This is a genomic window from Mucilaginibacter celer (assembly GCF_003576455.2).
Lineage (GTDB): Bacteria > Bacteroidota > Bacteroidia > Sphingobacteriales > Sphingobacteriaceae > Mucilaginibacter > Mucilaginibacter celer.
In genome coordinates this window covers 5,581,571-5,607,389 of the sequence record NZ_CP032869.1, presented here as the reverse complement: position 1 = coordinate 5,607,389, position 25,819 = coordinate 5,581,571, and the positions used below count along the sequence as shown (strand labels likewise).

Genomic DNA, 25,819 nt, shown 5'->3' with positions numbered 1-25,819 from the left:
GGCTGGGCATTAACAATTTACAAATAACTCAGCCACCATTTTTGCTTATTAGCCTGTTTGTAAGCATCGTAGCGTTTGCATAACGGATATAAACCCACAACTATAGCTATCCAAACCAGGTAAGCTACCGGTAATGAAAAACCGTAACCCTTTAAATCATGAGTAAACCAAATGGGTTTTGTAAGGATCCATAAATGCCAGTTTTGACCGGGCGTAACGGCCGACGCAATAATGGCTATGAGGTGGATAATATAAATATGGATGAGATAGTAAAACATAGGTACCCTGCCATAAACCGATACCACGTTTACAAAACCATTCTTAACCTTTTCGGTAAGTGACAGGAATATAAACGCCGAACCCAGTGTAATTAACAGGTACAGCAGCGATGGCGGATATTTGTTAACGTTAATGAACGACAGGAATGTGAAGAATACATTTTTTTGTACGCTCCATTTAACCGGATCGCCGTAAAGGTTGCTGTAACGGAGTACAATAAATACCGCGATACATGCGCCGCCTGCAATAAGCAAATTTCTTTGTCTTTTTGCTACATCATAACCCGATGTGTACCACCCGCCAAGGCAATAGCCCAGTGCCATAACAGCCATAAGCGGTACAATAGGATACCCTACTAAAAACAACTCGTTATGCCACATAAAAAAACGCTGATCATGAACCAGCGACCAGCCAAAGCCCCCTAATGTATTACCATCAAAATGAGTACTATCCAATAGGTTATGCCCGGCTATAATAACTATACTGATGCCAAGGATGAGTTTTTTAGGCAGATGGATAAGCCCGGCCAAAATGATCATGCTTAAGCCCAATGCCCAGATGGTGATGAAAAAGAACATCGGGAAGGTGATGTTGAAATTCCAGCCGAAGTTTACCACAATCATCTCCAGAAAAATAAGCCATAACCCGCGTTTAAGCAGGAACGCCGATAATTGGGCCTTGGTTTTCTTTTGCCCGATGAGCGATGCCGAGGTGCCGGCCAGAAGCATAAATATGGGTGCGCAGAAATGAGTGATCCACCGGGTGAAGAACAATACACCGTTGGTTTTCCCAAAATCAAGCGGATCAAAATAAAACGACCCGAAAAATAAATAATCCCTCACATGATCAAGCGCCATAATGATCATTATGGTGCCGCGCAAAAAATCGATAGATGTTATCCGGGTTTTGGTAATTGTGCTCACTTAGGTTTTTGGGATAAATATAGGGCTTTGATGAAATACTTTTGATGAAGTATTGTCATTTATTCCCCCGCTCAACAGCAGGTTTTTACGCAAAAAAATGCGTTTTATTAATGTCGCAGCACGTTTTTACCGGTCATCCTGGCATTAATCCCAAATGCCGTTCTGCGCTGTAAATATCACCGGCTGGCCGCTGGTTACCATAATGGTATGCTCGTGCTGGGCAACATAGCCGCCTTTGTTTCCAATCAATGTCCAGCCATCGTCCTGGGTATCGGCAATGGTTGATTTGGTTGAAATGAAAGTTTCTATCGCCACCACCGAATTCTTTTTAAAGCGGGTAGTGTTATATCTGTCGCAATAGTTGGCAATTTCGTGCGGTTCTTCGTGCAGGCTGCGGCCAACGCCGTGCCCGGTGAGGTTTTTGATAACGGTGTAGCCGGCTTTTTTAGCTTCGGTTTCAATCAGTTTGCCTATCTCCGAAATCCGTACACCGCCTTTAATATTGCTTATAGCTTTTTTCAGGATATCTTTTGAGGCTTCCACAAGTTTGCCATGGCCGTGAATATCCTCGCCTAAAACAAATGATCCGCCGTTATCCGCCCAATAACCATTCAACTCGGCCGATACATCGATGTTAACCAGGTCGCCTTCCTGTAAAATCAGTTCTTCCGACGGTACGCCGTGGGCAACTACGTTATTCACGCTGATACAGGTATAGCCCGGGAAATTGTAAGTTAAATAAGGGGCAGATTTTGCGCCCATTTGTGCCAGTAATTCGCCACCGTACTCGTCAAGCTCTTTGGTTGAGATGCCGGGTTTGGCATACTCACGCATTTTTTTGAGGGTGATGGCTACAGCATCGCTGGCTTGCTGCATGCCGTTTTTTTCGTTATCGGTGGAGATTGACATGGCTCAAATTTTTGATTTGCAAAGATAAGGAATATGGATACGGCGACCGTTGAGAGAATGTAATTTAGTTATGGTACACATGTAAATGATATGCTCAATGTAACCACCTCGCCAACCAACCGTACGCAGCTTTAAACAAGACGACGAACTGGTGTTTGAAGTAAGCGACAACGGCATAGGCATAGCCAAAGAAAACCATCAAAAAATCTTCTAAACTTTTAGCCGACTGCATAATAGTAGCAGCCAATATGAAGGGGTGGGGATGGGCTTAACTATTATTAAACGGATTTTAGAACGGCATAATGGCCGGATTTGGGTGGAATCGGAGTTGGGGAGGGGACGAGGTTTTTGTTTGGGGTGAGGGGGTGAGTTAAGTGGACGTAATTTTTGTTGAAATGCAATTTGCATAAGCATAAATAAAGGCAAATCAAGATTTATGATTTGCCTTTATTTGTCCGATTATTTCTTTTTTGAACCACCTTTTGGTTTTTTCGGTGTGTCGTTTTTCGTTTCTTCTGTTGTCTTTTTTACAGGTACAGTTGCTCGTTCAGGGATTAGTGCGTTTCCATTACGAAATTCCTCGACAAGATGGAAATTGTTCAGATTCTTTTCCGTCCAATAGCGCTCTGGTGCATGTTCGAGCATAATGATTTGAAAATCGGTCTTATAATCAGTATTGATTTTGGTAATAAAATCATTCAGTAATTGAAAGGCTGATTGTAATTTGATCTTGTCGTCATCTTTAGGAATATCCGTTACGTTTTCATTAACTTTTGTATTCTCATAATATGGTTGACTTGGTTGATCTAAGATTAAAAATTGCGGGACGTAACTATGCGGCAAACTGATGAAATGTTCATGCAGACCGAGAAATAAAAATAGATGCAAGAACATGTAATTGGATTTGCTTCCAATTGTATTTTGAGCCTGGAGTTCTTTTGCTTTACGAAGTTTCAGGCTTTTTTCAGAAACATCAACAAGAACTTTGTAGCCTTTATAAACTCCCAAAGCGTCTTCTGAAGAATCAAAAAAGTTTTGAATTAAGCCCTCAAGATCGGATAGGATTAATCTGCGTTTTTCGTTATTGTTTTTTAATACACCCCTCAGTGTTTCAATTTCCTCAGCCAATTCTTGTTCATTATCAGCATCAAGCTCGAGTTCCCAATTTTTCTCATAAAAGGCCAATTGGGATTTTAATTCTCCGATAAAAATAAATTTTTGTGCTTCATCGGTATAATCTTTAGTTGATGTTGGCAATGTGGCTAATTCTGCATCAATCTCTATGATCCGATTTTTTAAAGTAGTAACTTCTGCTTTGACATTTATTGAAATAGGCTTCTTTTTGGCGATCTCATCCCTAATAGTCCGAAGTGAACCTTCGAGAGAGTTAAGAAACGTACGCACCTCTAATGTCGGAATCAACTCACCAAAATTTTGATTGAGATATTCTATAGGTTTTAAACTTTCGTAATCGTTGCTAAGATTCTTTTTATAGGTATCATATTCAACATTAAAGCGTTCTAAGTTTCTGATTTGCCTATAGATAGTCCGTTTTCGCTTATTCAATTCGTCAACCTGCTGCATGTTATTAGAGTAAGTAGCTGTTCGGAATTGGTTGACTAATTGATTTAGACGTTCACGTCCTTCTTCAATTGTGAACAGACGTCGCTCTATAAGATCATATTCTTGTGCGCGATTGATAAGTCGAATAATTTGTTGTGCGAAAAGCTTTTCCTCTTTATCAAGAGCTTTTTTTCGTTTCTCGATCTTTGCTAAATCTTTTTCCAGGCCATCAATCTTCTCTTTAACCAATACGTTACCTACATCGTCTACTCCGAGAGCGAGATAGAATATTCTATCGAGAGCTTCGATATATTTGTCCCTATCATATAAATGATAATCGAAGAACTCTTTAGTATGTGCGATAGTATCCTCCGAAAGTGTATTGAATAACAAAAAATATCTATAAGAAATTTTTGATCCTGCTGAGATATACTTACCCCCAAATGGAATTTTTAGACTTTCATCAATGCCAAACTCCTTTTCCAAAATAGACTTGACTTGTTTAATGTCATTATTTTTTGCCAATTTTTCTGGAAATGTATTGTCGCTGGAAAAATAAATTTCATCTGATCCTGTATTACCTACCGGACTTTTGCGAGCGAGAAGAAAATCTTTATCATTAATCTTAAAGTCTATGCCATACCATGCGACGTTCTCATTAATTGCTTCTTGGGGGATATTGGCTTTAGTAGAGAGCATGCAATAATCGAAGATGGATAAGATGCTGGTTTTACCAGTGCCACTCCCTCCAGTAATTACGTTAACTTTATTTGGTATCAATTCGAGCATACGCGGAGCAGACTCATTTTTGAACCAGAGTATGATTTTGTTGATATGGAATCTCATAATTCGATTTTAAGTTTAAGGTAGAGTGAGTTCTCATTTTGATCACGGAAAAGATCAGCCAAGGTGTTAATGGCGACAAAAAAATCATCTGCCCGTTTTCCAACGTGGCTACTATATTCAGGACTGAAATTTGATGCGTGATTATATGTAATTTGATCACGTACAATGCTTATTATATTCATTTCCTGTAGAATTGTCACTGCGTTAACAGATAGAGGAAGGTAGTCATTAAAACGTGCGTTGAAACTTATAAAACACTCGGGGCTTTTTACAATAAACTCTTCTAAGCTTCTTTTTAAAGAGCTTCCCCGAAGTTTACGAACAGTAGGAGGATGCAGAATGAAAGGTAATATTAACATTACTTTAGCTGCACTAATTGTTCCGTAAACCTTTAGCAAATAGCCAACGGCAAGGCTTGCCAAAGCCTCATTATTATTTATTGTCGCGGAAGTTTGATTCATATTAATAACGATTTTTCCAGTCCATGTGCCAACCGATTTCGCTTTCCTCTGTTAAAAGATAAAAATGCCCATGGCTCAGTTCTAATGAAAGTTGGGTTTCATCAAACTGAAGAATTTGTCTCCGCATTTCGTCAAGTAGTGAAACGGCAGATGTTTTAATTTCATCGTCGAGGTCGTCGAGATTTTGACCTCCTTCAATCTTAGCTTTGATACGACGAAATGTGGCTTTAAATGCGGTCTGTTGAATTAAGGATGTTTCTTTATTAAATTTTTTGCGATCGGATTCCAGAAAATCACCATTGCTTTCCCATTCTTTTAGATTATTAAGTAATTGAAGCATTTGAGTAGTGTAAGCAATAATTACATCTTTTTCAGTAGCCGACATGTCACCAATATCCAAAAATTGCCGTATGAAAAGTTGTTGCTCTGGATGGTCTGGTAGGATATAAGGCAAATCTCGGATGGGGAGTTTTGTGCTGATTGCTACCTGAAAACATTTGCCAAACTTTTGATTAAATCGTTCAAAACTAATCACATTTTTAATATCAGCTTTAACGTTGAGGTAATTGGTGTCTCTTAATTCGGAATGCAGATTTCTATAAACGTCGTCAACACGTTCTTTAATATGGATTTTTTCCAATAGACGCATTTTTATAGCACTGATTAAGTCGTCATGATTGAGTTGGAAGGCAATCTTTTTTGCGAAGAGAGTTAGTAATTCAGAAGCCATTCCTCTAAAGCGATCTATGTAGTCTTTAATTGTGGCGTCTTCTGTGTTCTTAGCGAGTTCCTTGAGATAATCTTTAAAATCTTTAATCTTAATGTCTCCATTTTGTAATCTAATAATGTTTAGAACAAAAGGGTTAGTTACAGCTTGTTTATTGGTTGATAATTGGAACGTTGTTAGTTTTAAGAAAGCTTTCGCATCGCTTTGATCGCTGATTACTTTAGTCCAATTAGATAGAGTTTTCCAAAGATCTTTATCTCTTTCTGTGAGATTGATTGCTTGTCCAGTTGCATTTATCTGAACGGTGTGCTTGGTTTGGATTAGCAACTGCGTCCCGTCCGCTAAATCAACATGTACATCGTCTTTTTCCTCAAGGCCGATTTCCTCGCCGTGGCGAAGGTCTAACAACAATAAAAAGAATTGATAAAATTGATAATCAAACCCAATCGAGGTATCCGAGGCTGATGTCGCTTGCTGAGTTTTTGATGCGGGCATTAAAAGTACTGTGATATAGTTTGATATTGGAAAATAAATATATGAATATTAATAATACTCATTGTGAAGAAACTAAAATTTGTTTTTTTATGTAAACATCAGCTAATCAAAAGAGTAGTTTTTGAAAGCTTTAGAAAACAAATGATTATCCTTCCTCCCCCCAAAACCGCACACCCACCCGTCCGCTTCCATTACACCCACCCCACAACCCAATAATCCAACACACTCAAAATAAATAACTTATAACTTTGGCGCAGCAATTGCGCCAAATAACCAGATTGAAAACCTACACATTCCATATCAACGCTTACGACCTGGCTTTTTTAGGAACCATCTTCCTTGGCCTGGCCTCGGCTGCGCTTTTATGGTTCGGCAAAAAGGAAAATAAAACCGCCAACCGGTTTTTGGCCCTGGCGCTGGTGGTTATTGTTTTATACATAGCCCGCGTATTGGCTATCGATGTGGGGCTATCAACCTATCTCCCCAATTGGAGCCGGTGGCCTTTGCAGTTTTCGCTGGCTTTTGGGCCGCTTGTTTATTTTTATGTGCTCAAAATAACCAGGCCGCAATACCGGTTCCGCTTTAAACAGCTGCTGCATTTTGTGCCTGTATTGTTGGAGCTGGGCGCTCAGCTATGGGCCGGCAGCGAAAGTGTTAAAACGAGCAAAGCCGTTTACGATACATTGCTGTGGCAGCAGGTAAATCCTGTGTTGCAGGCGTTGGCCTTTATCGGGGCTATTGGCTACCTGTATGCGTCGCACAAACAAATAGAAAACTTTTACCACTGCATTAAATTTACCAATGGCGATAGATACCGCTACCAAATGCGGTGGCTGCATCAGCAGTTGGGTGGTTTCGGTGTGCTGTGGTTGTGTTGGATGCTTTTCGCGGTGCTGGGCTGGTTTTTTTATCCAAACGGGTTAGGCGCTCATACCTGGTATCCCTTTTACCTGCTTTTGGCTGTACTGGCACTTTACACGGCAGGCACCGCTTTTTTAAGGGTAGGGGCGGGCGAGCCCTTGGCTACGCCGCCGGTTTATAAGCCTGCGCCCCCGGCCCAATCAAAGCAAAAAGGTACCTGGTTAAAGCAGGCCCTTAAAGCCAACCGCTATTACCAGGACCCGGAGCTGAGCCTGCGCTCGCTGGCCGAAAAGCTTGATCTGCACCCTAACGAATTATCGCGCATTATCAATACGGTGCTCAAAAAAAGCTTTAACGATTTGATTAACGAATACCGGGTTGCCGAGGTAGCCCGCAACATGCAGGATCCGGCTTATGATCATCTTACCCTGCTGGGCATCGCCTTCGAATCGGGCTTTAACTCCAAAACCACTTTCAACCGCACTTTTAAACAACTAACCGGCAAAAGCCCCGCCGAATACAAAATTGAACTGAAAAAAGAGCGACCAAATTATAACATGGAACGCCAGCCCCATTTTGCGGCAGTAATTTTAAACCAGGAAACGGCCAAAAAGCTGGTCGTTAAAAAATCAAATCCTTACGTTATGTTTAAAAATTACTTCAAAATAGCCTGGCGCAACCTGATGCGCAATAAAAGCTACGCCACCATTAATATTACCGGTTTGGCCATAGGCGTGGCGGCCTGCCTGCTCATATTTTTGGTTGTGCAGTATCAAACAAGTTTTGATAACTACCATACCAATAAAGATCGCATTTACCGCGTGCTGAACGTAAGCCACGGCCCCGATGGGGTACACGCCGGTTCGGGTACGCCTTTGCCCATGGTAGAGGGCCTGCGGCTCGACTTTCCCGAAATAAAGCTGGCGGCCAACATCATGAAAAACGATGGTTCGCACTATACCGTTGGCGATGTGCGCAATACCAGCACCTTTAAAAAATTCAGGGAAGACCTGGCCTACTATGCCGACCCCGAATTTTTTAAAATGTTTGATTATAAATGGCTGGCCGGCGATAAAAACACCGCCCTCGCCGATCCTAAAACCATTATCCTCTCCCGCGAGGAAGCCAACAAGTTTTTCGGCGACTGGCACAATGCCATGGGCAAAACCATCCGCTACGAAAACCGCCGCGACCTGAAAGTGACCGGCATTATTGAAGATACCCCGGTAAACACCGATATCCCCATCAAGCTGGCCATCTCCTGGATCAGCCTCATTGAAAAAGGCGGCGACCTGAACGGCAATGCCAAGGACTGGATCAGCACCTTCGGAGATCGCAACAGCTTTATTATTTTACCAGCCGGCGTAAACGAAAAACAGTTTAATGCCCAGCTTGCGACTTTCGCCAAAAAACGCATCCCGCCGCCTTACAATAAAGACAGCGGCTATCAATTGCAAGCCCTTAAGGAGATGCACTACAATACCGAGGTAGGCGTGTATGGCGGTCACCCGTTTAGCAGGCAGTTGATCAATGTGATTAGTTTGATCGGGTTATTCCTGCTCATCATCGCCTGTGTTAACTTCATTAACCTGGCCACGGCCCAGGCCGTAAACCGCTCGAAAGAGGTAGGTATCCGTAAGGTGCTGGGCAGCAACCGTTACCAGTTGGTGTTGCAATTTATAAGCGAGACGCTCATCATTACCTTATTTGCCGTTGTGCTGGCCGTGTTAATAGCCATGATAGCCTTACCGATGCTTAACGGCCTGCTGGAGATCAAGCTAAGCGGAGGTTTCCTGGCCGATCCGTTAGTGATTTTGTTTTTGATAGGCCTGATCATCGGCGTTACGTTTTTGGCAGGCTTTTACCCGGCGCTGGTATTATCGGGCTATAACCCGATAACGGCTTTGCGAAATAAGATCAATGCCGGGCGCACAAGCGGCATTTCCCTGCGCCGGGTACTTGTGGTGGCGCAGTTTTGCATAGCGCAGCTTTTGGTGATAGGCACCCTGGTGTTGATTTACCAGATGAATTATTTTCGAACCAAATCCTTAGGGTTTAATAAAGACGCGGTGATTACGGTTCCTTTCCCCGGGGATAGCATAAGCCGGTCGAGGGTGAGTGCCTTGAAGGATCAGCTGTTGGCGCAGCCGGGAATTAAAGATGTGAGCCTGAGCTTGTACGGCCCTTCGGATAACAGCGGCTGGTACAGCGATTTTAAATTTAATAATGCCGCTAAACAGGTTGATTTCGGTGCCTGCCTGAGATGGGCTGATGCTGAGTTTTTCAATCTTTACGACATTAAATTTGTAGCAGGAGCTCCGTATAAAAAAACCGATACCATATCGGGCTATGTAGTAAACGAAACCCTCATCCACAAACTTGGCATCACCGACCCGAAGCAGGCCATCGGCAAATACATTATGCTTTGGGATGATAAAAAGCTGAAAGCCCGCATTACCGGCGTGGTGAAGGATTTTAACACAATCTCGTTGCGTAACACCATCCCGCCGGTGCTAATGGGGCCATGGAAATCGCAATACTCTAAATTGAATATCAAGGTGCAGCCCCAAAATATAAAACAAACCCTCGCCGGCATCGATAACCTCTGGAACAAAACTTTTCCCGAAGGCGTGTACGAGTACCAGTTCCTGGATAAAACCATCGAAAGCTTTTACCGCGACGAGGATAAATTATCTACGCTGTACAAAATATTTGCGGGCATAGCCATCTTTATTTCCTGCCTGGGTTTGTATGGCATGGTGTCATTTATGGCCCTGCAACGCACCAAAGAGGTGGGCATCCGTAAAACTTTAGGCGCTTCGGTAGGGCATATTGTTTATTTGTTTTCTAAAGAGTTTACGGTACTTATTGTTATCGCCTTTGCCATATCAGCACCGTTGGGGTATTATTTTATGCACAAATGGTTGCAGGATTATGCCTATCGCATCAGCATAGGGGCGGATATTTTTATTTTGGCGATACTGACTTCGGTGGTTATTGCCTGGGTAAGCGTAGGGTACAAAGCGGTGAGCGCCGCGTTGGCTAACCCGGTGAAGAGTTTGCGGAGTGAGTAGGAAAGGAGTTTAAAAGGTATACCATCATTTTAACCATCCCGTCATTGCGAGGAACGAAGCAATCGCACGTGAGCAAATCCGCACTGCATAGTTCGCGATTGCTTCGTTCCTCGCAATGACGACTTAGAGATGGTGTAAGCTAACGCTATATAAACTCTGCCACCAACTGCTCCCATTCTTCATCTAATGAAATATCCGGCCTGGTTTGCCTGGCCTGTTTGTACCAGTAGTCGGCGTTCCAGATGTCGCCTTCTTTGCGGTGCAGGTAGGCATGTACCCAGGCCGATTGGCGGTCGCTGAGATGATCAACCTGGGCGTGGGCCTGGTGCCAATCGCCTTTACCATCGTACCAGAGGGCCTGGAGTTGTGGGGAGAGGCCGCCGGGGGCTTGTTCTGAGGTTAATGAGGCTTTAAAGTCGGAGATTGTTTTCATGGAAGCACTAATTTAGGTAATAGTTATCTGATTGCTGTGGGAAGTTAAACTAATTGTAATTTAGAGAAAATGTAACGGCAACACCTTGTCGCTATTCACCCCTTAACATGTCGTTTCCACACAGTACCAAATGCTTAAATGCCGGTGATATTTGTATCATCAATCAAATTAAAAACAATTATGAAAAAAGTATTTAAACAATCTGGTATCCTGCGCCCGGTATTAATTATAACCTTGTTTTTTACAACCATGTTTCAATCAAACGCTCAGCAAAGCAAGCCCGCGCAAAGCGGCTATGCGCCCGTTAACGGCATTAAGGTTTATTACCAGGTATATGGCGAGGGCAAACCCATCGTTTTGCTGCACGGCGCTTTCATGACCATTGAGGGAAACTGGGCCGAAATTATCCCCCAATTATCCAAAACCAGGAAAGTAATTGCCCTTGAAATGCAAGGCCACGGCCGCACCCCATATTCCGACAGGCCGCTAACCCACGCCAACATGGCCCGCGATGTGGAAGGCGTACTGGATTACCTGAAAATTGACAGCGCCGATGTGGTGGGCTACAGCATGGGCGGTTCGGTGGCTTACAAGTTTGCCATTCAAAGCCCTAAAAGGGTAAAAAAACTGGTGATCATTTCGTCAACCTATAAAAGTACCGGCTGGAACCCCGAAATAAATGCCGCCTTCAAATCCTTCAAGCCCGAGTTTTTCGACAAAACCCCGATGCATGTTGCCTACGATGCCGTAGCACCCGATAAAACAAAATGGACAAAGTTTATAGAGCAAATGATAACCTTCGCCTCGCAACCATTTGATTTTGGGGATGACAATATCGCGAAGATCGCCGCGCCGGTACTGATCATAGTCGGCGATAACGACGGGATAGATAAAGTTGAACTGGCCAAAACCTATAAACTGCTGGGTGGCGGCGTAGCTGCCGATATGGCCCCGATGCCCAAATCGCACCTGGCCATTGTACCTGCACAAGGGCATGTGAGTTTGATGATGCAAACAGATGTGATATTGGGTTATTTGAATGCGTTTTTGAAGTAACAGGTGATTGTGCTTAGATAGCTTTAAGAGTTTTATCCTGCCTGCCAGAAGGATTTTTAGTAAACTTGTAAGCCGGATAGCAGCCTGCAACCTGCTGCCGGCATTTTAATGTTAACTATCACATCCATGAAACAAAAAGAATTAGCCGATTTAACCAACGAAGAGTTATTACAGGAAGCCAAAAAAATCAAAACCAATAACATTTATGATGCCGCCATCTTTGGTTTTTTGATAGGCGTAGCTGTTTATAGTGCTGTTAGAAACGGATTTGGATTGCTTACTTTTTTACCGTTGATTTATGTGCCCATTGCGGCTAAAAATAAGATCAGGAATAAAGAGGTGGAGAGGCTGGTGAAAGAGAAGGGATTGAAATAAGGTAGAGTGGGGGCATTGTTAAAATGCTCCTGCCATACAGGCATTGATAGATACCTGCAACAGGATAGGGGAGTTGCTGATACAGCGCTTTACAAAACCTACTTTTGGTTTACCGTTTTATCCGAGATATCCTGAACAACTTTGTCCAGCTCGCGCGCTGTGGTCATAATAAAATCAAGCAGTTCGTGTTCTTCGCCGCTGTTCATTCGTTCTTCTTTCAGCAAATCTACCAGGCCTATCAGGCGCACCAATGGCGCCCGAACTAAATGTGATTGCATCCATGCAATATCCCATAGTTTCGATTCGGCAATTTTAGCTGTGGTGATATCCAGGCAGGAGCCAATCATTTTTTCGGGCTCACCGTCGGCGTCGCAAAATACCCTTCCCCACGATTTCAGATACCTCATCTCTCCATTCGGCCGGATTATTCTTTCTTCAAAAACAATGTCTTTGCGTGTGTGTAGGGCGTTAAGTATAATGTTTTGTATGGGCTCCCTGTCGTCCGGATGCAGTAATGCCAGGTAGCCTTCATAAGTGGCTGTGTGGTTTTTTTTGTCGACGCCGTAAATATTGTATAATACATCAGACCATTTAACAACATTATTTTTGATATCCCATTGCCAGTTGCCAAAGTTGGCCAGTTCCTGTCCTTGGGCAATGAGCATAGTAGCTTCTTCAATAGCCCTGGCACGCTCCCTGTTTTCCAATATTACCTTCAAAATAGCTACCGCGCGTTCTATTACCAGTATTTCCATCGCGCCCGAAAGCTTTACATCATTGTAATACATGCCAAATACAGCAATTACCTGGTTATTGCTGTTAACAATTGGATACGACCAACACGACCGGAGGTTGTGTTTTAAAGCTTCATCCTTAAAATGTTTCCATAAGGGATCAACCGAAATATCGGCCGCTATCACCTTTTCTTTACGATAAGCCGCCGCACTGCAGGAGCCGGCCTCTTCGCCTATCGGCTGTTTATTTAGCGCATTGATAAATTCTGTTGGTAAAGATGGTGCTGCCAATGTATACAGCCTGTTGTTGTTGATCTGCAACGCCGAGCACTTCATATTGGGCAATAAATTTTCAATCCCCCTCATATAAATATTGAGGATCTGGTGCAGATCTTCCTCTTTATTCGCAATAAGCTCCAACACGTTTTTTTCAAGGTTATCAAGGCTTGCCAGTAATTTAGGTTCGGTAAAATCAATCATCACGCCCCTCAATAATTTAGCCTTGCCGGCTTCCTCAATTACCGAAACAAAATCTTTTATCCAAACAATGCTGCCATCGGCTTTGGTCATCCGGTAATCAAAAACATGGTCGGATACCTTTTCTGTTTGGTTTTGACAAAATGTTACAGCCCACTCGCGGTCGTCCTGGTAAATATGATTTGCCCAAAAATTCGGGTCGCTTAACCACTGTTCAGGTGTATAGCCCAACAGGTCATGAATTTTATTGCTGATATAGGTAAATTCAAATGTCATTGCATTAGCCTCCCACACTATTCCATCTACCGATTCGATAAGGGCCTGGTACTGGTTCCGCGACTCAGTTAATGCTTTTTCAACGCTTTTAAATTTGGTTATATCCTGTGTTACACCGTATAGCCGTACGCATTTCCCTTCAATTACATCGGCCTTGCCTGTGCTGCGGAGCCAGCGTTTGTTGCCTGCAACTGTAATTATTTCCAGTTCTGCATCAAACACATTGCTTTTCTCAATAGCTTCATTTACAGAGATTTGTATAATCTCCCTGTATTTATCATTCTTGTAAAAAGCAAGTGACGATTCAAACGTGGGCTGATAATTTAACGGTACCTCGTAAATCTCTTTCAACACATCCGACCATAGGATGGTATCATTTATCACATCAACTTCCCAGTTACCGATGTTGGCTATCCGCTGCGATTCACTTAAAAGCTTTTCGTGTTTTACAAGGTTTTGATAAATAGCTCTTTCGTTTTGTTGAGTTACAACCAGATCGGTAACATCATTAATAGTACGAATAATAAGCTCAACTTCGCCGTTTGCGCCTAATAATGGCGTATTGAATATGTCGAAATATTTGACCACGGTACCGCTGTTTTCCGGAGCAGAAAGTTCATATCTGACAGCAGAATGCTTGTGGGCCACTTTATCCTGCAATACCTGGTGCAGTACAGCTAATATTTCATCCGCGTTGGCATAATGGCTGTAAAACAGGTTTACAAAGCCATTTCCAACTATCTCTTCTTCGGTTAACTTTGCAAGTGTAAGATAGGCTTCATTTGCAAAAGCAATGGTATAGGCAGGATGATCTGCTTTTAACAGTATAGTTGGCATTGGGGCCGCACGCAGTACGGCGCCGCAATATTTATCTTCTATCATAACTGAATAAGCAATTTCATGCCATACAATGTTAAATATAATATAAATAACACTGTATAAGTGTTATAAGTTATAAATAGCAAATCAGGGCGTTTGTAAAAGCAAAAAGCCTCAAATCTTTCGACTTGAGGCTTTTTTACTTTGTAGCGGGAGCAGGACTCGAACCTACGACCTTCGGGTTATGAGCCCGACGAGCTACCAACTGCTCCATCCCGCACTGTTTTGATGTTGCAAATGTACAATAAGTTATAACACCGCAGTGTAAAAATGGACCTCCTTTGCTTAACATTCGCTTAACACACTATCAGTTAGGTTATTAATTTCATTGATAAATATCAATTTCTTTCTTACCAAACATCAATGCACAGGCTTTCGGCTTGCTGCACCTTTGTATTGTTCTGAACGATGAACGTACAGAGCTACAAAAAATAACAAAATGAAAACCGCTAAAGAATTATTACTTGGTTACCTCGAAAACGTGAATAACCCCGATATAGCTATCGAACTTTTTGCCGATGATGCCGTATTTGAACTCCCTTACCTGGCAAGCTTAGGTTTACCCTGGCAATGGAAAGGCCGCGAGGTGATCTACAATTTCCTCAAAAACCTGTCTAAAACGTTCGGCAATTTCCACTTTCAAAATATCCGTATCCATATTGATACTCCTGAACAGGCTTTTGGCGAATATGATGTGGATGCCATAGCCAACTCAACCGGCAGGCCTTATCCGCAAACTTATATGGGCCGTGTTGTCGCCGAAAACGGGAAGATCAAACTGATCCGCGAAGCTTTGGATATGGCTTTAGTAGCAAAAGCCATGTTTCCGGATGGGTTAGCACATTTAGCTTAATTATTTATTCAACTTTAAAAACACTGCTATGAACACTTATATGATATTCAGCTTTGATGTAGCTGATGCTGAACAATTTGCGCCTTATGGCAAAGCCGTTATGCCTGTAATACTTAAACACCATGCCGAAGTGCTGGTAGCCGACTTCGGTGGTAAAAACCTGGAAGGCGAAAGCCGCGGCACCTATGCGATATTGAAGTTTCGGTCGGAAGAAGAAGCGATGGCTTTTTATAACGACCCGGAGTATGCCCCGCTTAAAAAACTGCGGATGGAAACAACGGTAAACAGCACCATTACGCTAACCAAAGAGTTTGTAAGGCCCGCCTGATTTTTAGTCCGGTATTGCAGCAATACAACACTGCAATATCGGGCTTATTTTAGTGTTTCGCCGCTTCGGCTGCTGCGGCTACGTCTTTATCCTCGCCATTCCAGGTGCTTATGTATTTCCAGGGGATCCCTGTTAGTACCAGGATCTCATCCCCGGCCCCATTGCCTTGCGGGTCGAGCTGTACACCTATCACATTTGCTGTGCCAACGCTGCCTGTGTCGGTGCCAACGTGCATGCCGTGGCCCCCGATAGGTGTAAACTTAAGCGGAATGGTACTCACATAAACACTATCGGCATTTTTTTGGGCATCACCTTTTCCTGTTGCTACCCATGGGTTTCGCTCTTCGGGTGGTGGTGTTGGCCGTTTCCATGCATTAGCCCAGGCTTTTTGTGCCTCGGGAGCCATCGCGCTAACTTTGTTTACAATGGCGCGTGCATGTTCGATAGTTACTACGCCCGGATCCCAGCCGTATAAGCCGCCCTGTTGTTTAATCACATCCGGACGGCGGGTATCACCACGGCCAACTGTTACCGTTTGGTGATGCACAGTTATATCGGGCGCAGCTGCTGCATTAGTGGCGCGGATATTGGCAGCGGTTGTTGATGCCTGTACCCCGGTTGCTTTTTCAATCAAATCGGGTATGCCGCGAATCAGAATCCTCGGATCTGCTTCGGTTGAGACTATTTTATTTTTCACTTTTTCCTTATCGGTATCGGTAATAATGCCGTAACCGGCCAATAGTGGTTCAATATCGGCCCATACAGGATGCTCCATCCGCGCCATGGTTTTTCCTTTTAATGCATGCGTAACTGCAGCAGGGGGTGGGACAGCGAAGGGCACTGCAACCCCAACGGCGGGGGCTTCAGGCTTTTTCTTTGCCTCAAGCCAGGCAATAATGTTTTCGCGGTTATAAACCTCGCCCGATTTTTTTATATCATTAAACAGTGTACTTTTTTCTGAAAATTTAAATCCCTTTAGCTGCTCGGCAAACTGCCCGGCAAAGTGCTCAACAGTAGCAATATCCAACGATGGGTCAAAAACACGTTGCAAAACAGGGTTTACCGGCACCTGTTTTTCAAGTCTTTTTGCCTGTGCAACCGAGGTCGCACGGTTATCAATAAGCGGCAAAGCAAATTTTCCCTCAATTTTTGGCGATTGTTTTATTGCGGCCGATTGACTTTTGGGCTCATGTGTTTTATTGGCTATGGTATTCATGATAATGTTTTTAGGCTTGATGCACAGTTGCTTATGTTGAAGAAAACTAAAAAGCAGCTTGCTTATTTAAAGATATAAATAATTTATTGATAATATTATTCAGGTAAACTGATATTAATTACCACATCATTCCATTTTCAAATACTTTTTAGTTTTATCCTGTATGTGTTATTAGTTTTTACATTAAATAAACTACCTTCGTTTTATATAGCACGGGGTGCTTTAACCGCATGGTTAAGGCTGAGATAATACCCGCACAACCTGACACGGATAATACCGGCGTAGGGATGCACTGGCTTAATTGGTTGGTTTTCGGCATTTGCTGTTTATTGATACATGGCCTTGTTTCTGTACCGGTACGCCCGTGCATTAACAAGGCTTTTTTATTTAATGAACTAAAAACATGGAAACCCAAAACAACTTTGGCCTGGTAACCAAAAGCCTCAGTAACTGGCAGGGGCGCAAAGAGTGGTTTTTTAACCGCGAACACACCGATACCTACGAGCAATGGTACGAAGGCCGCTACAAACGCGCCGAAGTATGGCAAAAAAAGGTAATGACCCAATTACTGGCCACCGATACGCGCGTTAAAGAACTACTGGAGTTTGGCTGCGGCACCACCCGGTTTACCCGTTGGTGGCACGAAATTGGCATCGACGCCACCGGCGGCGATCTCTCGCCTTTTATGCTTGGCCAGGCGGTGCATCTTTTTAAAGGCGATTTGGTAAACGCCGATTCGCACTTTATGCCTTTTAAGGATGATACTTTTGATGCCGTTGCCTTTATTACCACGTTTGAGTATTACCGCGACCCGGTACAGGTGATCCGCGAGGCGGCACGTGTGAGCAGGCACGGTATTGCTTTCGGGATGATGAACCGCAACTCGCCCAAGGTGCTACGCCGCCGGGTACAGCAGATGTTTGGCAAAAACCCGTTTTACGTTACTGCCACTTTTTATACCCCGGCCATGCTTACCAAAATAATTCACGAAGCGTTAAAAGGCCGCAGGTACAGCCTGGAGTGGACCTGCACCGGCCTACCCGCATGGTTCCCGGTGCAGCAATGGAGTGTGCCTGCCGGCGATTTTTTTGGCCTGTATGTTAAATTTCTTGATTAATACCAGCCGATGTCATTATCAGGAAAAATAACCGGCGAGGGCTTTGAGCACATCATCCTGCCCCGCCGGGGGCGGCAGCGTAACGAAGTTTTAAGTGGCCCGGCCTTCGGTGTTGATGTATCCGTAATAAACCTGCCCGGCGGCCTGGGGCTGGCCCTTACCAGCGATCCGCTTTCACTTATCCCATCGTTGGGTTTGCAGGAATCGGCCTGGCTTTCGGTGCATTTAATGGCCAATGATATGGCTACTACCGGTTTTGCGCCACAATACGCACAAATGGTATTAAACCTGCCACCGGGTTTAAGCGAGCATGATTTTATAATATACTGGGACCACATCCACCGTTATTGCGATGAGATTGGTGTGGCCATTACCGGCGGGCATACCGGCAGTATTGAAGGGCAAAACTCAACCATTGCGGGCGGCGGCACCATGCTGCTTACTGCGCCGGTTAACGATATTTTGCTGAGTAAAAATGCCCGCCCGGGTGATGTAATAATTGTTACCAAACAATGCGCCATGTCATCGGCGGCCATACTGGCTATGAGTTTTCCCGAAACAGTTAAAAACAAGTTAGGAACTGATATTTATAACCGGGGCTGTGAGCTGTTTTATCAAACATCGTCGTTAAAAGACGGCCTCACTGCTGCCGATGTAGAAAAACGTTTTAATAAAGTAACGGCCATGCATGATGTTACCGAAGGAGGCGTGCTGGGCGCGGTTTATGAAATGGCCATAGCATCGGGCAATGGCGTAACTATAGATAGCGGCTTACTGCCCATAGGTGAGGTACAAAGTCAGATTTGCCAGTTGTTCAATATCGATCCGCGTTATTGCATCGGTGCAGGCGCCATGGTCATCGCCGTAAAAGAAGAATGGAGCCGAAACGTAATGCAACGCTTAAATGAAAATAACATACCTGCCACTGTTATCGGCCATTTTACCGAAAAACAAAAAGGCTGTACGCTGATAGAAAACGGCCGGGAAAAACCCCTGCCTTACTTTAGTAAAGACCCTTATTGGGACGCTTTTTTTAACGCATACAAAAACGGATGGAAATAATGGATAAACCTTATAAAATTAATGGTGGCGTTTACCTTGTGTTAAATCCTACCATTGACGAGCCTATACTATTAGCTAAGTTAAAATCAGCTTTATCAGGTGGGATTAAAGTGGTTCAGATCTGGAATAATTGGCAACCGGGGGCCGATAAGCGGGCGCTGATAGAAAAGATAGCAGCTATATGTAAACCGCACCAGGTACCTTTGCTTATTAACCAGGATTGGACCTTGCTTCGCGATGTTCCGGCTTTGGATGGCATCCATTTCGATGCTGTTCCGGCTTCGTTACTCCAAATAAAAGATGCGGTGAACCGGCCGTTTATATGTGGTATTACCTGCTCCGGCAGCCTCGATACGGTGGCCTGGGCCGAAGACAACAAACTCGATTATGTATCCTTTTGCTCCATGTTCCCCTCGGCATCGGCAGGCAGTTGTGATATCGTTACGCCGCTTACCGTAACCCGGGCCAGGGTACTCACCCCGATGCCCTTTTTTGTAGCCGGCGGCATCACGCCACAAAATCTCATCGGCTTAAAAAAGCTAACCCCCTTTGATGGCATTGCTGTAATATCAGGCATTATGAGTGCCGACAACCCCGAACAACAAGTTAAACAATTTAAAGCCGCGCTAAGCGCCGACACTACCCAACATGCAACTCAAAACAATTAAAAAACTTTGCTGCCCTTTTGATAAAAGTGACCTCGACTTACAGGTGCTTGCAAAAGATACCAAACAGAATATTATTGAAGGGATTCTCACCTGTAACGCTTGCAACCGTAAATACCCAATTGTATACGGCGTACCCATTATGGCTCCCGACGAATATCGGCAGATTCAATTAGAGCAACCTATAGTTGAAAAGTGGAAACTGGAGTATGATATAGCGGATGTAAAGCTGTTGCCTTGAGCAATAACAAATTGTAGTAAATTAACGGGCCACCATTTCGGTAGCCTCTGCTGTGGTTTCTTCCTCTACGGCAGGGGCTTCATCTTTAAATACCCGGATAGTTTTAATATAACGGCGCTGGTAAAGATCATTCATAGCGGTTTCGGTAACGCCATTCTCGGCGCCCGAAGTAGAGTGGATAAATACCAAAGGTTCGCCGGGTTGAGATATCACAATGCCAATGTGTCCGGCACTGTGGTAATTATGGCTGCGGGTGCCGGTAAACAAAATCAGATCGCCAAAGCGGGCTTCACTGATATCGATGCCCTTTACGGGTGCAAAATCTGATGAACTGCGCGGGATGGAAATACCAAAGTGGGTAAAAACATAATTTACAAAACCCGAGCAATCAAAACCCCGCTCCGGGTTGGTTGAACCGTAGCAATACCTGGTACCTTTAAGCGTTTGTGCAAATTCAACCAATTCGGCCGGCGTAATTTCACCGGTATTATAATTGGCTTCAACCTCGGCATAATGATGCCTCACGCGTGTATGCCTGTGTGCCTTTGCTGTTTTATTAGCTTTATATTTTTTGGATACGTGATGCGCGGCAGGTTTTACCGGCTTCGAAAATGATAAAAAAGCAATAAGAAGGAGTTTGGGGCCAACTGCAAAATGCATGTTGTAATGATAGGAAAAAAACTTTCAGATTGCCAGAGAAATGTAAAAAATTATAGAAACTTTTTTTCACGTTTGTTGTTAACCTCGTTTTGCTGCTGCTGATTTTTAAAACCTGGTGACTAAACCTGTAACATTGATATTTAAACCTCAATAGGTTGCTGTGCATATCACATTTGTTCTATCTTTACCCCAACCAATTAACCTTTACGGAAGATTTGACTAATTATCAAATAATTAGAGCCGCCATCATGGTGCTATGCCTTTGCATGCACAGCTTTCTTTTTGGCCAGGCACCAACCATTATTCCCAATAATCAACCTATTGTATTAAAACCGGATGCTTCGGGCAAATATACTTTTAAAACCACCGGCGATCATCCTGTGCTGGTTAATGACCTGGCCAGGGTTATTAATAATACCGACTCCACAACCAAATTAAGGTTCAGGCCCGAATTTTTTGATTGCAGTACTACCGGACCGCAAACCCTAACCCTAACCGCGGCAAGCGATGGGCTGACAACAACACCCACCCCTGGCAATATCCGCTTAACCGACGCAGCCGCACTTTGCTTTGATCCTTCGGGTAATTTATACCTGGGCGGATTTTCATCACATCTCATCAGGAAAATTACCCCTGATGGTAAGATTACCATTTTTGCCGGAGGTCCAACCGGCACCGGGGCGGATGTATTTACGGGTTTGGGCGGTACGGTTGGCAAAATGCCCCGGGGCGGGATGATTTGTGATGATGCGGGAATTATCTATTTTTCTGATGAGGATACAGGCTACATAAAAAAATTAATGCCCGATGGTACGGTTTCAAATTTTGCAGGCCCTTTTGAAAGTCCAGGTGCGCTGGCTATTGATAAACAGCATAATTTATATGTTACGTTGCCCCTTGGCTTTCGCGTTGATAAAATAACACCCGATGGTAAAATCAGCCTGCTGGCCGGAAGTACCGAAGGCGATAAGGACGGGCCCGGTAACCTGGCCCGGTTTGAATATTTATATGATATTGACGTAGATGATGCAGGCAATGTTTTTGTAGGTATTACCGAATTTTTGATGGAAACCAGGGTGAAAATAAAGAAAATCGCCCCGGATGGTACCGTTTCCACCTATTTTGATCCGGGTAAGTTATACCGCCCGGATGTTAAAGATCCCGATAACGCATTTAACGCCGGGCCCACCGGCCTGAGGTTTGACAGGGCCGGCAACATGTACATAGGTGATGCCGGCCTGTTAAAAATAATTGATAAATACGGCAAAGCAAAAGCCGTTTTAGGCAGCACAACCCTGGGTTATGCAGATGGCACAGGCAGCGATGTAAGGTTTGGACAATTAGGCCCCATGGATATGGACCTTTGCGGCAATATTTACCTGATTGATGAAACTAATAACCTAATCAGGAAGGTTACCCTTAATGGCACAGTTTCAACCGTATTGGGTGGCGGCAGCACCCAACTTACGGGTGATATAGGGTATTTTAGCTGCCAGCAATCGGCGGTAAATATCCCGGTTGATGTACACAGTTCGCCGGTTTTTACATCAACTTATAATAACCTAACCTTGCAGGATTGCGCCAACCTTGCCGACTATACCATTGCAGCCGCCATTGCTGATAACTGCCCCGATGCACAGGTAAAAATAACGCAAAGCCCCGCGCCGGGTTCGCCCATTTACAATAATGTGCCGGTGCAGGTTACTTTAACCGCTATCGATAAAACGGGAGGCACAGCTATAGCCTCGTTCACGGTTACCGCTAAATACGAAGCGGCTCCTCCCGGCCGGTCGGTTAGGGTTTCAACCGCATCATCTAAAGTATGCGCCGGTATGCCCGTTACTTTTAAAGCCGATGTAGTTAACGGCGACGCCGGCACCACCTATCAATGGCTGGTGAACGGGGTTAATACAGGCCCCAATAAGGATACTTTTACAACAACCGATTTAAAAGATGGCGATTTAGTTAATTGTGCAGCTACAACAGGTACCGGCTGCGGCATTCCCAACATCGGTACAGATATTAAAGTAAATGTTGTACCTGTCCCCGTTATCATGCTTAAAGCCAATGAAGAAATTTTAGCGGGCAATAGTATAACGCTAAACCCAACGGTAACAGGCAGTACCATTGCCGCTTATTTATGGGCGCCTGCCACAGGCCTTAGCGATGCCGGGGCCGAGCACCCGGTAGCAAGCCCGGAGATAACCACCACCTACAAACTTAAAGTAATATCAACAGATGGTTGCGAAGCCGAAAGCAATGTAACCGTAAAAGTGATAATCCATATCGACATCCCCAACATATTTACTCCCAACGGCGATGGCATTAACGATGTGTGGAATATTAAATACCTGGATAATTATCCAAACGCAACGGTTACAGTATATGATCGTAACGGCGGAATTGTATTTCAATCAAAAGGCTATCCTAAACCCTGGAATGGTACTTACAACGGCCAATCTGTACCCACAGGGGCATATTATTACATTATTGATCTGAAGGACGGCAGCGCCATCCGCAGCGGCAATGTGAATGTTTTGCGATAAAAAAAGCCGCTGTCCTTTGGCGGAATGCGGCTGTATTTTTTTAGCAGATATTTTACTTAAGCTTTCTTCTTCACCAAATAACGCTTCCTCAACCATTCCCTCACCGGTTCATCATACAGTTTAAGGCAAGCGTAAGCTATGGCAACGCTCGATACAAAAAGTACTGCGCCCCAAATCATTCCATAACCCATTGGCACCTTGTTATCAACAACCCAGGCTGTATACCAGTATATAAGCGGATAATGGGTAATGTAGATGGGATAAGAGATATCACCAAAAAACTTACAAACTTTAACCGCGGTATTGCCGGTAAGTTCGGCGCCTGCGCCTATGGAAACTATAAGCGGAAAAATAAAAATTATACAGATCGATTCGTACAAACCATTCATCCAAAGTTGTTGCTCGCCGCCAACGCGCGGAATGAATAATACAATAATGAGCAGCAGGCTACATACGGTAAAAGCCCATTTAACATGAATAAGTTTTCCCATCCGGCAAAGTAGTATCCCGCCAAAAAATGGATAAAGCAAGCGGGTAAAACCTATATTAAGCTGGGTTTTATCAATAGTCCATCCGCCTATTACATCACCCTGTGGGCCCCAGATTTCGTAACGCACCAATAAAACAGCCGATATAAGCACCAATATGGTAAGGGCTGTTTTTGAAAATCTGCGGATAAAAAGCGCATACAGAATATTGGCTACATATTCAAAAAATAACGACCATGCCGGTCCGTTAAGCGGATGCATTTCCTGCCAGCCACGGATATCCATTGATGGCAACAGCGGGATCATGGTACAGCCAACAAGCATCACCAAAAGCATTTTCCAAACGGGTGTAGCAGCAACAAGCGGAAAAAAGTTACCGGCCTGCAAATAAAAAAATATAGCACCGATAACTGATCCCATAATAACCATCGGCTGCAGGCGGATGAGCCTGCGTTTATAAAAATCCCATTGGGTCATCTTACCCCAGCGGTCATCATAAGCATAGGCCACTACAAAACCCGAAAGCAAGAAGAAAAAGTCGACAGCGAGGTACCCGTGGTTAATAATCTGTTTGAATCGCGTGCCCGAATAGGCTTCAAAAACATGAAATATTACAACAATAATAGCGGCCACACCGCGCAATCCGTCAAGAATTTTATAATGGCTTTTTGTTTCGAGATAAGCAGGAGTCTGGCTCATTACAGGTTTAATAAAAAGTTTAAAGTTAATTGGCTTACGGCCGGGCAAGGTTATACCGGGCAGCTAAATATGCTGTTATTTATCAACAAATACAAGGGGCATACACCGCCCCTTGCTGCATATCGCATAAAAAGCTTTTAAGCTTAACTAAATTAAACCCTTATTTTATCTTGCCAATCGCCTTACTGCCACCAGGTGTGCAAACAGCACAGCCGGAACAACAAAAGCAGGAAGCCATACAAACGGAAAGTAAAACAAAGCGATATTGGGCTGCTCAAACCCAAACTGCTGAAACCTGAAGGGGGCCGATAAAACCGCTGTAATAACAATATTGGCAAGCAGCAACATACAAATGATATTCCATGCCATCAATACCCTTTTGCTCAATACCTTTTTTATAAAGCCAAAATAGTATATAAAGGGCGCGCTTAAACCGCACAGGATATCAAAGTTATGGCCCTCAAAAGTCATTACCTGGGGCACTGCTTTATGCAGATAAAGCCAATATAGCACAAGCTCGACCGGGATGCGTACGATGTGCAGCAGCGTTAAGGTTTTTAAACTGAAGTTATTGATAAGCTCCTTCCCCTTTTTGGTAAAGAAGATAACCGTTATTAAAATTACCGGCGGCGCAAGCAAAAGCATAAAACGCGGCGGCACTCCGCTGCTTATGGTATAAAAACCGCTTAGGCCAATAATGGCTTGCACTGCAAGCCATAATGTGGTAATGATAATTAATGGTTTTGAATAATTGCCGGCTTTAAACAGCAGCAGCATAGTTAAAAGCGTAGTTAATATAAATACGATGTTGATATAATTGGGTAAGTTTTCCATTGCTTGTTTTTTTAAAACAAAGGAAGTGGAATTAACAGGCCCGGCTCTTGCCAATTGACAAGAAATCAATACGTTGTTATTTTTTCAATAGTTCTTTCCTGATGCGGCTTAGGGAAGTATCTGTAATACCCAGAAACGAGGCTATATGTTTTAACGGCACATGCTGAAAAATCTGAGGATAGTTGGTCAGCAGGTAGCTGTAACGTTCCTCTGCTGTTTCGGTGATCTGCATCAGCATCCTGGTTTTAAGTTGTGTATAGCCTTTTACCAATACCGAACGGCCAAATTCCCTGAAATCGGGTGAGGCATGGAATAGCTGGTTCAGTTGCTGATAGGTAATGTACCAGCCTTCACAATCTGTTAGCGCCTGGATGTTCTCTTTTGATCGGATGCGGTTAAAAAATGAGGATACCTCGAATGCCAGCTGCCCTGCCTGGCAAAAGGCCGTAGTTACCTCATTGCCATCAATATCGTGCGCAAAGCCCCGCATATATCCCTTTTCTAAAAACAGATATTCATCGCATATTCTTCCCTCGCTAAGCTGAATTTGATTTTTGGCAATGGTTTTATAGGTAAAATGATCGGCTGTTTCTTTAGCTGCCGACATGGAGATCAGATTGCTGCCATGCAAAAAAGCGATAAGTGCGTCCCTGTTCATGATTTGATGATTAAACCGCATTGTTAAATATCGCTAACATAATTATATACTTTTCAAAAAACGGCGATATTGCAAAATAAATAC

The 25,819-nt window shown here is 43.7% G+C and carries 23 protein-coding genes, 1 tRNA gene and 1 riboswitch; of the genes, 11 read left to right on the top strand and 13 right to left on the bottom strand.

Annotated elements, in window-relative coordinates; all coding sequences use genetic code 11:
• Positions 1 to 17: 17 nt before the first annotated feature.
• Positions 18 to 1,202, bottom strand: a complete 1,185-nt coding sequence (locus tag HYN43_RS23095; RefSeq protein ID WP_205589810.1) for an acetyltransferase domain-containing protein — start codon at positions 1,200 to 1,202, stop codon at positions 18 to 20.
• A 144-nt stretch (positions 1,203 to 1,346) separates the two neighbouring features.
• Positions 1,347 to 2,111 (bottom strand): type I methionyl aminopeptidase, encoded by a 765-nt coding sequence (map, locus tag HYN43_RS23090; RefSeq protein ID WP_119406279.1) that lies wholly within the window; start codon positions 2,109 to 2,111, stop codon positions 1,347 to 1,349.
• A gap of 226 nt (positions 2,112 to 2,337) precedes the next feature.
• On the opposite strand from map, the gene HYN43_RS31015 reads away from it, so the two are divergent.
• Entirely contained in the window at positions 2,338 to 2,472 is a 135-nt protein-coding gene (locus HYN43_RS31015; RefSeq protein ID WP_425373717.1) for an ATP-binding protein, read from the top strand.
• A 98-nt stretch (positions 2,473 to 2,570) separates the two neighbouring features.
• Here HYN43_RS31015 and HYN43_RS23080 read toward each other — a convergent pair whose 3' ends face one another.
• From HYN43_RS23080 to HYN43_RS23070, 3 genes are read right to left on the bottom strand one after another with little or no spacing between them, the layout of a single operon-like run.
• On the bottom strand, positions 2,571 to 4,520 hold the full coding sequence (locus HYN43_RS23080; RefSeq protein WP_119406277.1) for a DUF3732 domain-containing protein: 1,950 nt from the start codon (positions 4,518 to 4,520) through the stop codon (positions 2,571 to 2,573).
• On the bottom strand, positions 4,517 to 4,981 hold the full coding sequence (locus HYN43_RS23075; RefSeq protein WP_119406276.1) for a three component ABC system middle component: 465 nt from the start codon (positions 4,979 to 4,981) through the stop codon (positions 4,517 to 4,519). The genes HYN43_RS23080 and HYN43_RS23075 overlap by 4 nt, the downstream gene beginning before the upstream one ends.
• 1 nt (position 4,982) lies before the next feature.
• The gene (locus HYN43_RS23070) at positions 4,983 to 6,203 is read right to left on the bottom strand and encodes a hypothetical protein (protein ID WP_119406275.1); all 1,221 of its coding nucleotides are present in this window, start codon (positions 6,201 to 6,203) and stop codon (positions 4,983 to 4,985) included.
• Between the two features lie 278 nt (positions 6,204 to 6,481).
• Here HYN43_RS23070 and HYN43_RS23065 point away from each other — a divergent pair, with 278 nt between their 5' ends.
• Positions 6,482 to 10,138: an ABC transporter permease gene (locus HYN43_RS23065; RefSeq protein WP_119406274.1), complete on the top strand. Its 3,657-nt coding sequence runs from the start codon at positions 6,482 to 6,484 to the stop codon at positions 10,136 to 10,138.
• A 145-nt stretch (positions 10,139 to 10,283) separates the two neighbouring features.
• Here the strand turns inward: HYN43_RS23065 and HYN43_RS23060 are convergent, their stop codons facing one another.
• Entirely contained in the window at positions 10,284 to 10,571 is a 288-nt protein-coding gene (locus HYN43_RS23060; protein ID WP_119406273.1) for a hypothetical protein, read from the bottom strand.
• A 180-nt stretch (positions 10,572 to 10,751) separates the two neighbouring features.
• Here HYN43_RS23060 and HYN43_RS23055 point away from each other — a divergent pair, with 180 nt between their 5' ends.
• Together HYN43_RS23055 and HYN43_RS23050 are read left to right on the top strand one after the other, a co-directional pair.
• Complete coding sequence (locus tag HYN43_RS23055; RefSeq protein WP_119409086.1) at positions 10,752 to 11,627, top strand: alpha/beta fold hydrolase; 876 nt, start codon at positions 10,752 to 10,754, stop codon at positions 11,625 to 11,627.
• 126 nt (positions 11,628 to 11,753) lie between these two features.
• Positions 11,754 to 12,002: an FUSC family protein gene (locus tag HYN43_RS23050; protein WP_119406272.1), complete on the top strand. Its 249-nt coding sequence runs from the start codon at positions 11,754 to 11,756 to the stop codon at positions 12,000 to 12,002.
• Positions 12,003 to 12,100: 98 nt separating this feature from the next.
• On the opposite strand, the gene HYN43_RS23045 is transcribed toward HYN43_RS23050, so the two are convergent.
• Positions 12,101 to 14,371: a PAS domain-containing protein gene (locus tag HYN43_RS23045; RefSeq protein WP_119406271.1), complete on the bottom strand. Its 2,271-nt coding sequence runs from the start codon at positions 14,369 to 14,371 to the stop codon at positions 12,101 to 12,103.
• Between the two features lie 144 nt (positions 14,372 to 14,515).
• Positions 14,516 to 14,588: transfer RNA gene (locus tag HYN43_RS23040), tRNA-Met, on the bottom strand.
• Between the two features lie 219 nt (positions 14,589 to 14,807).
• Between HYN43_RS23040 and HYN43_RS23035 the strand changes: the two genes are divergently transcribed.
• Both HYN43_RS23035 and HYN43_RS23030 read left to right on the top strand, forming a co-directional pair.
• Positions 14,808 to 15,221 carry a nuclear transport factor 2 family protein gene (locus HYN43_RS23035; RefSeq protein ID WP_119406270.1) on the top strand — a complete coding sequence of 138 codons (414 nt, stop codon included), beginning with the start codon at positions 14,808 to 14,810 and terminating at the stop codon, positions 15,219 to 15,221.
• A gap of 28 nt (positions 15,222 to 15,249) precedes the next feature.
• Positions 15,250 to 15,549: a DUF1330 domain-containing protein gene (locus HYN43_RS23030; RefSeq protein WP_119406269.1), complete on the top strand. Its 300-nt coding sequence runs from the start codon at positions 15,250 to 15,252 to the stop codon at positions 15,547 to 15,549.
• A 49-nt stretch (positions 15,550 to 15,598) separates the two neighbouring features.
• On the opposite strand, the gene HYN43_RS23025 is transcribed toward HYN43_RS23030, so the two are convergent.
• Positions 15,599 to 16,765: a hypothetical protein gene (locus HYN43_RS23025; RefSeq protein WP_119406268.1), complete on the bottom strand. Its 1,167-nt coding sequence runs from the start codon at positions 16,763 to 16,765 to the stop codon at positions 15,599 to 15,601.
• Positions 16,766 to 16,968: 203 nt separating this feature from the next.
• Positions 16,969 to 17,070: riboswitch (TPP riboswitch) on the top strand.
• A gap of 98 nt (positions 17,071 to 17,168) precedes the next feature.
• Here HYN43_RS23025 and HYN43_RS23020 point away from each other — a divergent pair.
• From HYN43_RS23020 to HYN43_RS23005, 4 genes are read left to right on the top strand one after another with little or no spacing between them, the layout of a single operon-like run.
• Positions 17,169 to 17,882, top strand: coding sequence for a class I SAM-dependent methyltransferase (locus HYN43_RS23020; RefSeq protein ID WP_119406267.1), 714 nt, complete (start codon positions 17,169 to 17,171; stop codon positions 17,880 to 17,882).
• 9 nt (positions 17,883 to 17,891) lie between these two features.
• On the top strand, positions 17,892 to 18,944 hold the full coding sequence (locus tag HYN43_RS23015) for an AIR synthase family protein (RefSeq protein WP_119406266.1): 1,053 nt from the start codon (positions 17,892 to 17,894) through the stop codon (positions 18,942 to 18,944).
• Complete coding sequence (locus HYN43_RS23010) at positions 18,944 to 19,612, top strand: thiamine phosphate synthase (RefSeq protein WP_119406265.1); 669 nt, start codon at positions 18,944 to 18,946, stop codon at positions 19,610 to 19,612. Before HYN43_RS23015 ends, HYN43_RS23010 begins: the two co-directional genes overlap by 1 nt.
• Positions 19,593 to 19,850 carry a Trm112 family protein gene (locus HYN43_RS23005; RefSeq protein ID WP_119406264.1) on the top strand — a complete coding sequence of 86 codons (258 nt, stop codon included), beginning with the start codon at positions 19,593 to 19,595 and terminating at the stop codon, positions 19,848 to 19,850. Before HYN43_RS23010 ends, HYN43_RS23005 begins: the two co-directional genes overlap by 20 nt.
• 21 nt (positions 19,851 to 19,871) lie before the next feature.
• On the opposite strand, the gene HYN43_RS23000 is transcribed toward HYN43_RS23005, so the two are convergent.
• Positions 19,872 to 20,510 carry a C40 family peptidase gene (locus HYN43_RS23000; RefSeq protein ID WP_119406263.1) on the bottom strand — a complete coding sequence of 213 codons (639 nt, stop codon included), beginning with the start codon at positions 20,508 to 20,510 and terminating at the stop codon, positions 19,872 to 19,874.
• Between the two features lie 215 nt (positions 20,511 to 20,725).
• Here HYN43_RS23000 and HYN43_RS22995 point away from each other — a divergent pair, with 215 nt between their 5' ends.
• Positions 20,726 to 23,056, top strand: a complete 2,331-nt coding sequence (locus HYN43_RS22995; RefSeq protein WP_162996593.1) for a T9SS type B sorting domain-containing protein — start codon at positions 20,726 to 20,728, stop codon at positions 23,054 to 23,056.
• A gap of 56 nt (positions 23,057 to 23,112) precedes the next feature.
• Here the strand turns inward: HYN43_RS22995 and HYN43_RS22990 are convergent, their stop codons facing one another.
• From HYN43_RS22990 to HYN43_RS22975, 3 genes are all read right to left on the bottom strand, one after another.
• Positions 23,113 to 24,243, bottom strand: a complete 1,131-nt coding sequence (locus HYN43_RS22990; protein WP_119406261.1) for an acyltransferase family protein — start codon at positions 24,241 to 24,243, stop codon at positions 23,113 to 23,115.
• A gap of 165 nt (positions 24,244 to 24,408) precedes the next feature.
• A complete protein-coding gene (locus HYN43_RS22980) occupies positions 24,409 to 25,077 on the bottom strand; it encodes a hypothetical protein (protein ID WP_119406259.1) in 669 nt (222 codons plus the stop codon).
• Positions 25,078 to 25,153: 76 nt separating this feature from the next.
• Positions 25,154 to 25,735: a Crp/Fnr family transcriptional regulator gene (locus HYN43_RS22975; protein ID WP_119409085.1), complete on the bottom strand. Its 582-nt coding sequence runs from the start codon at positions 25,733 to 25,735 to the stop codon at positions 25,154 to 25,156.
• Between the last annotated feature and the right edge of the window lie 84 nt (positions 25,736 to 25,819).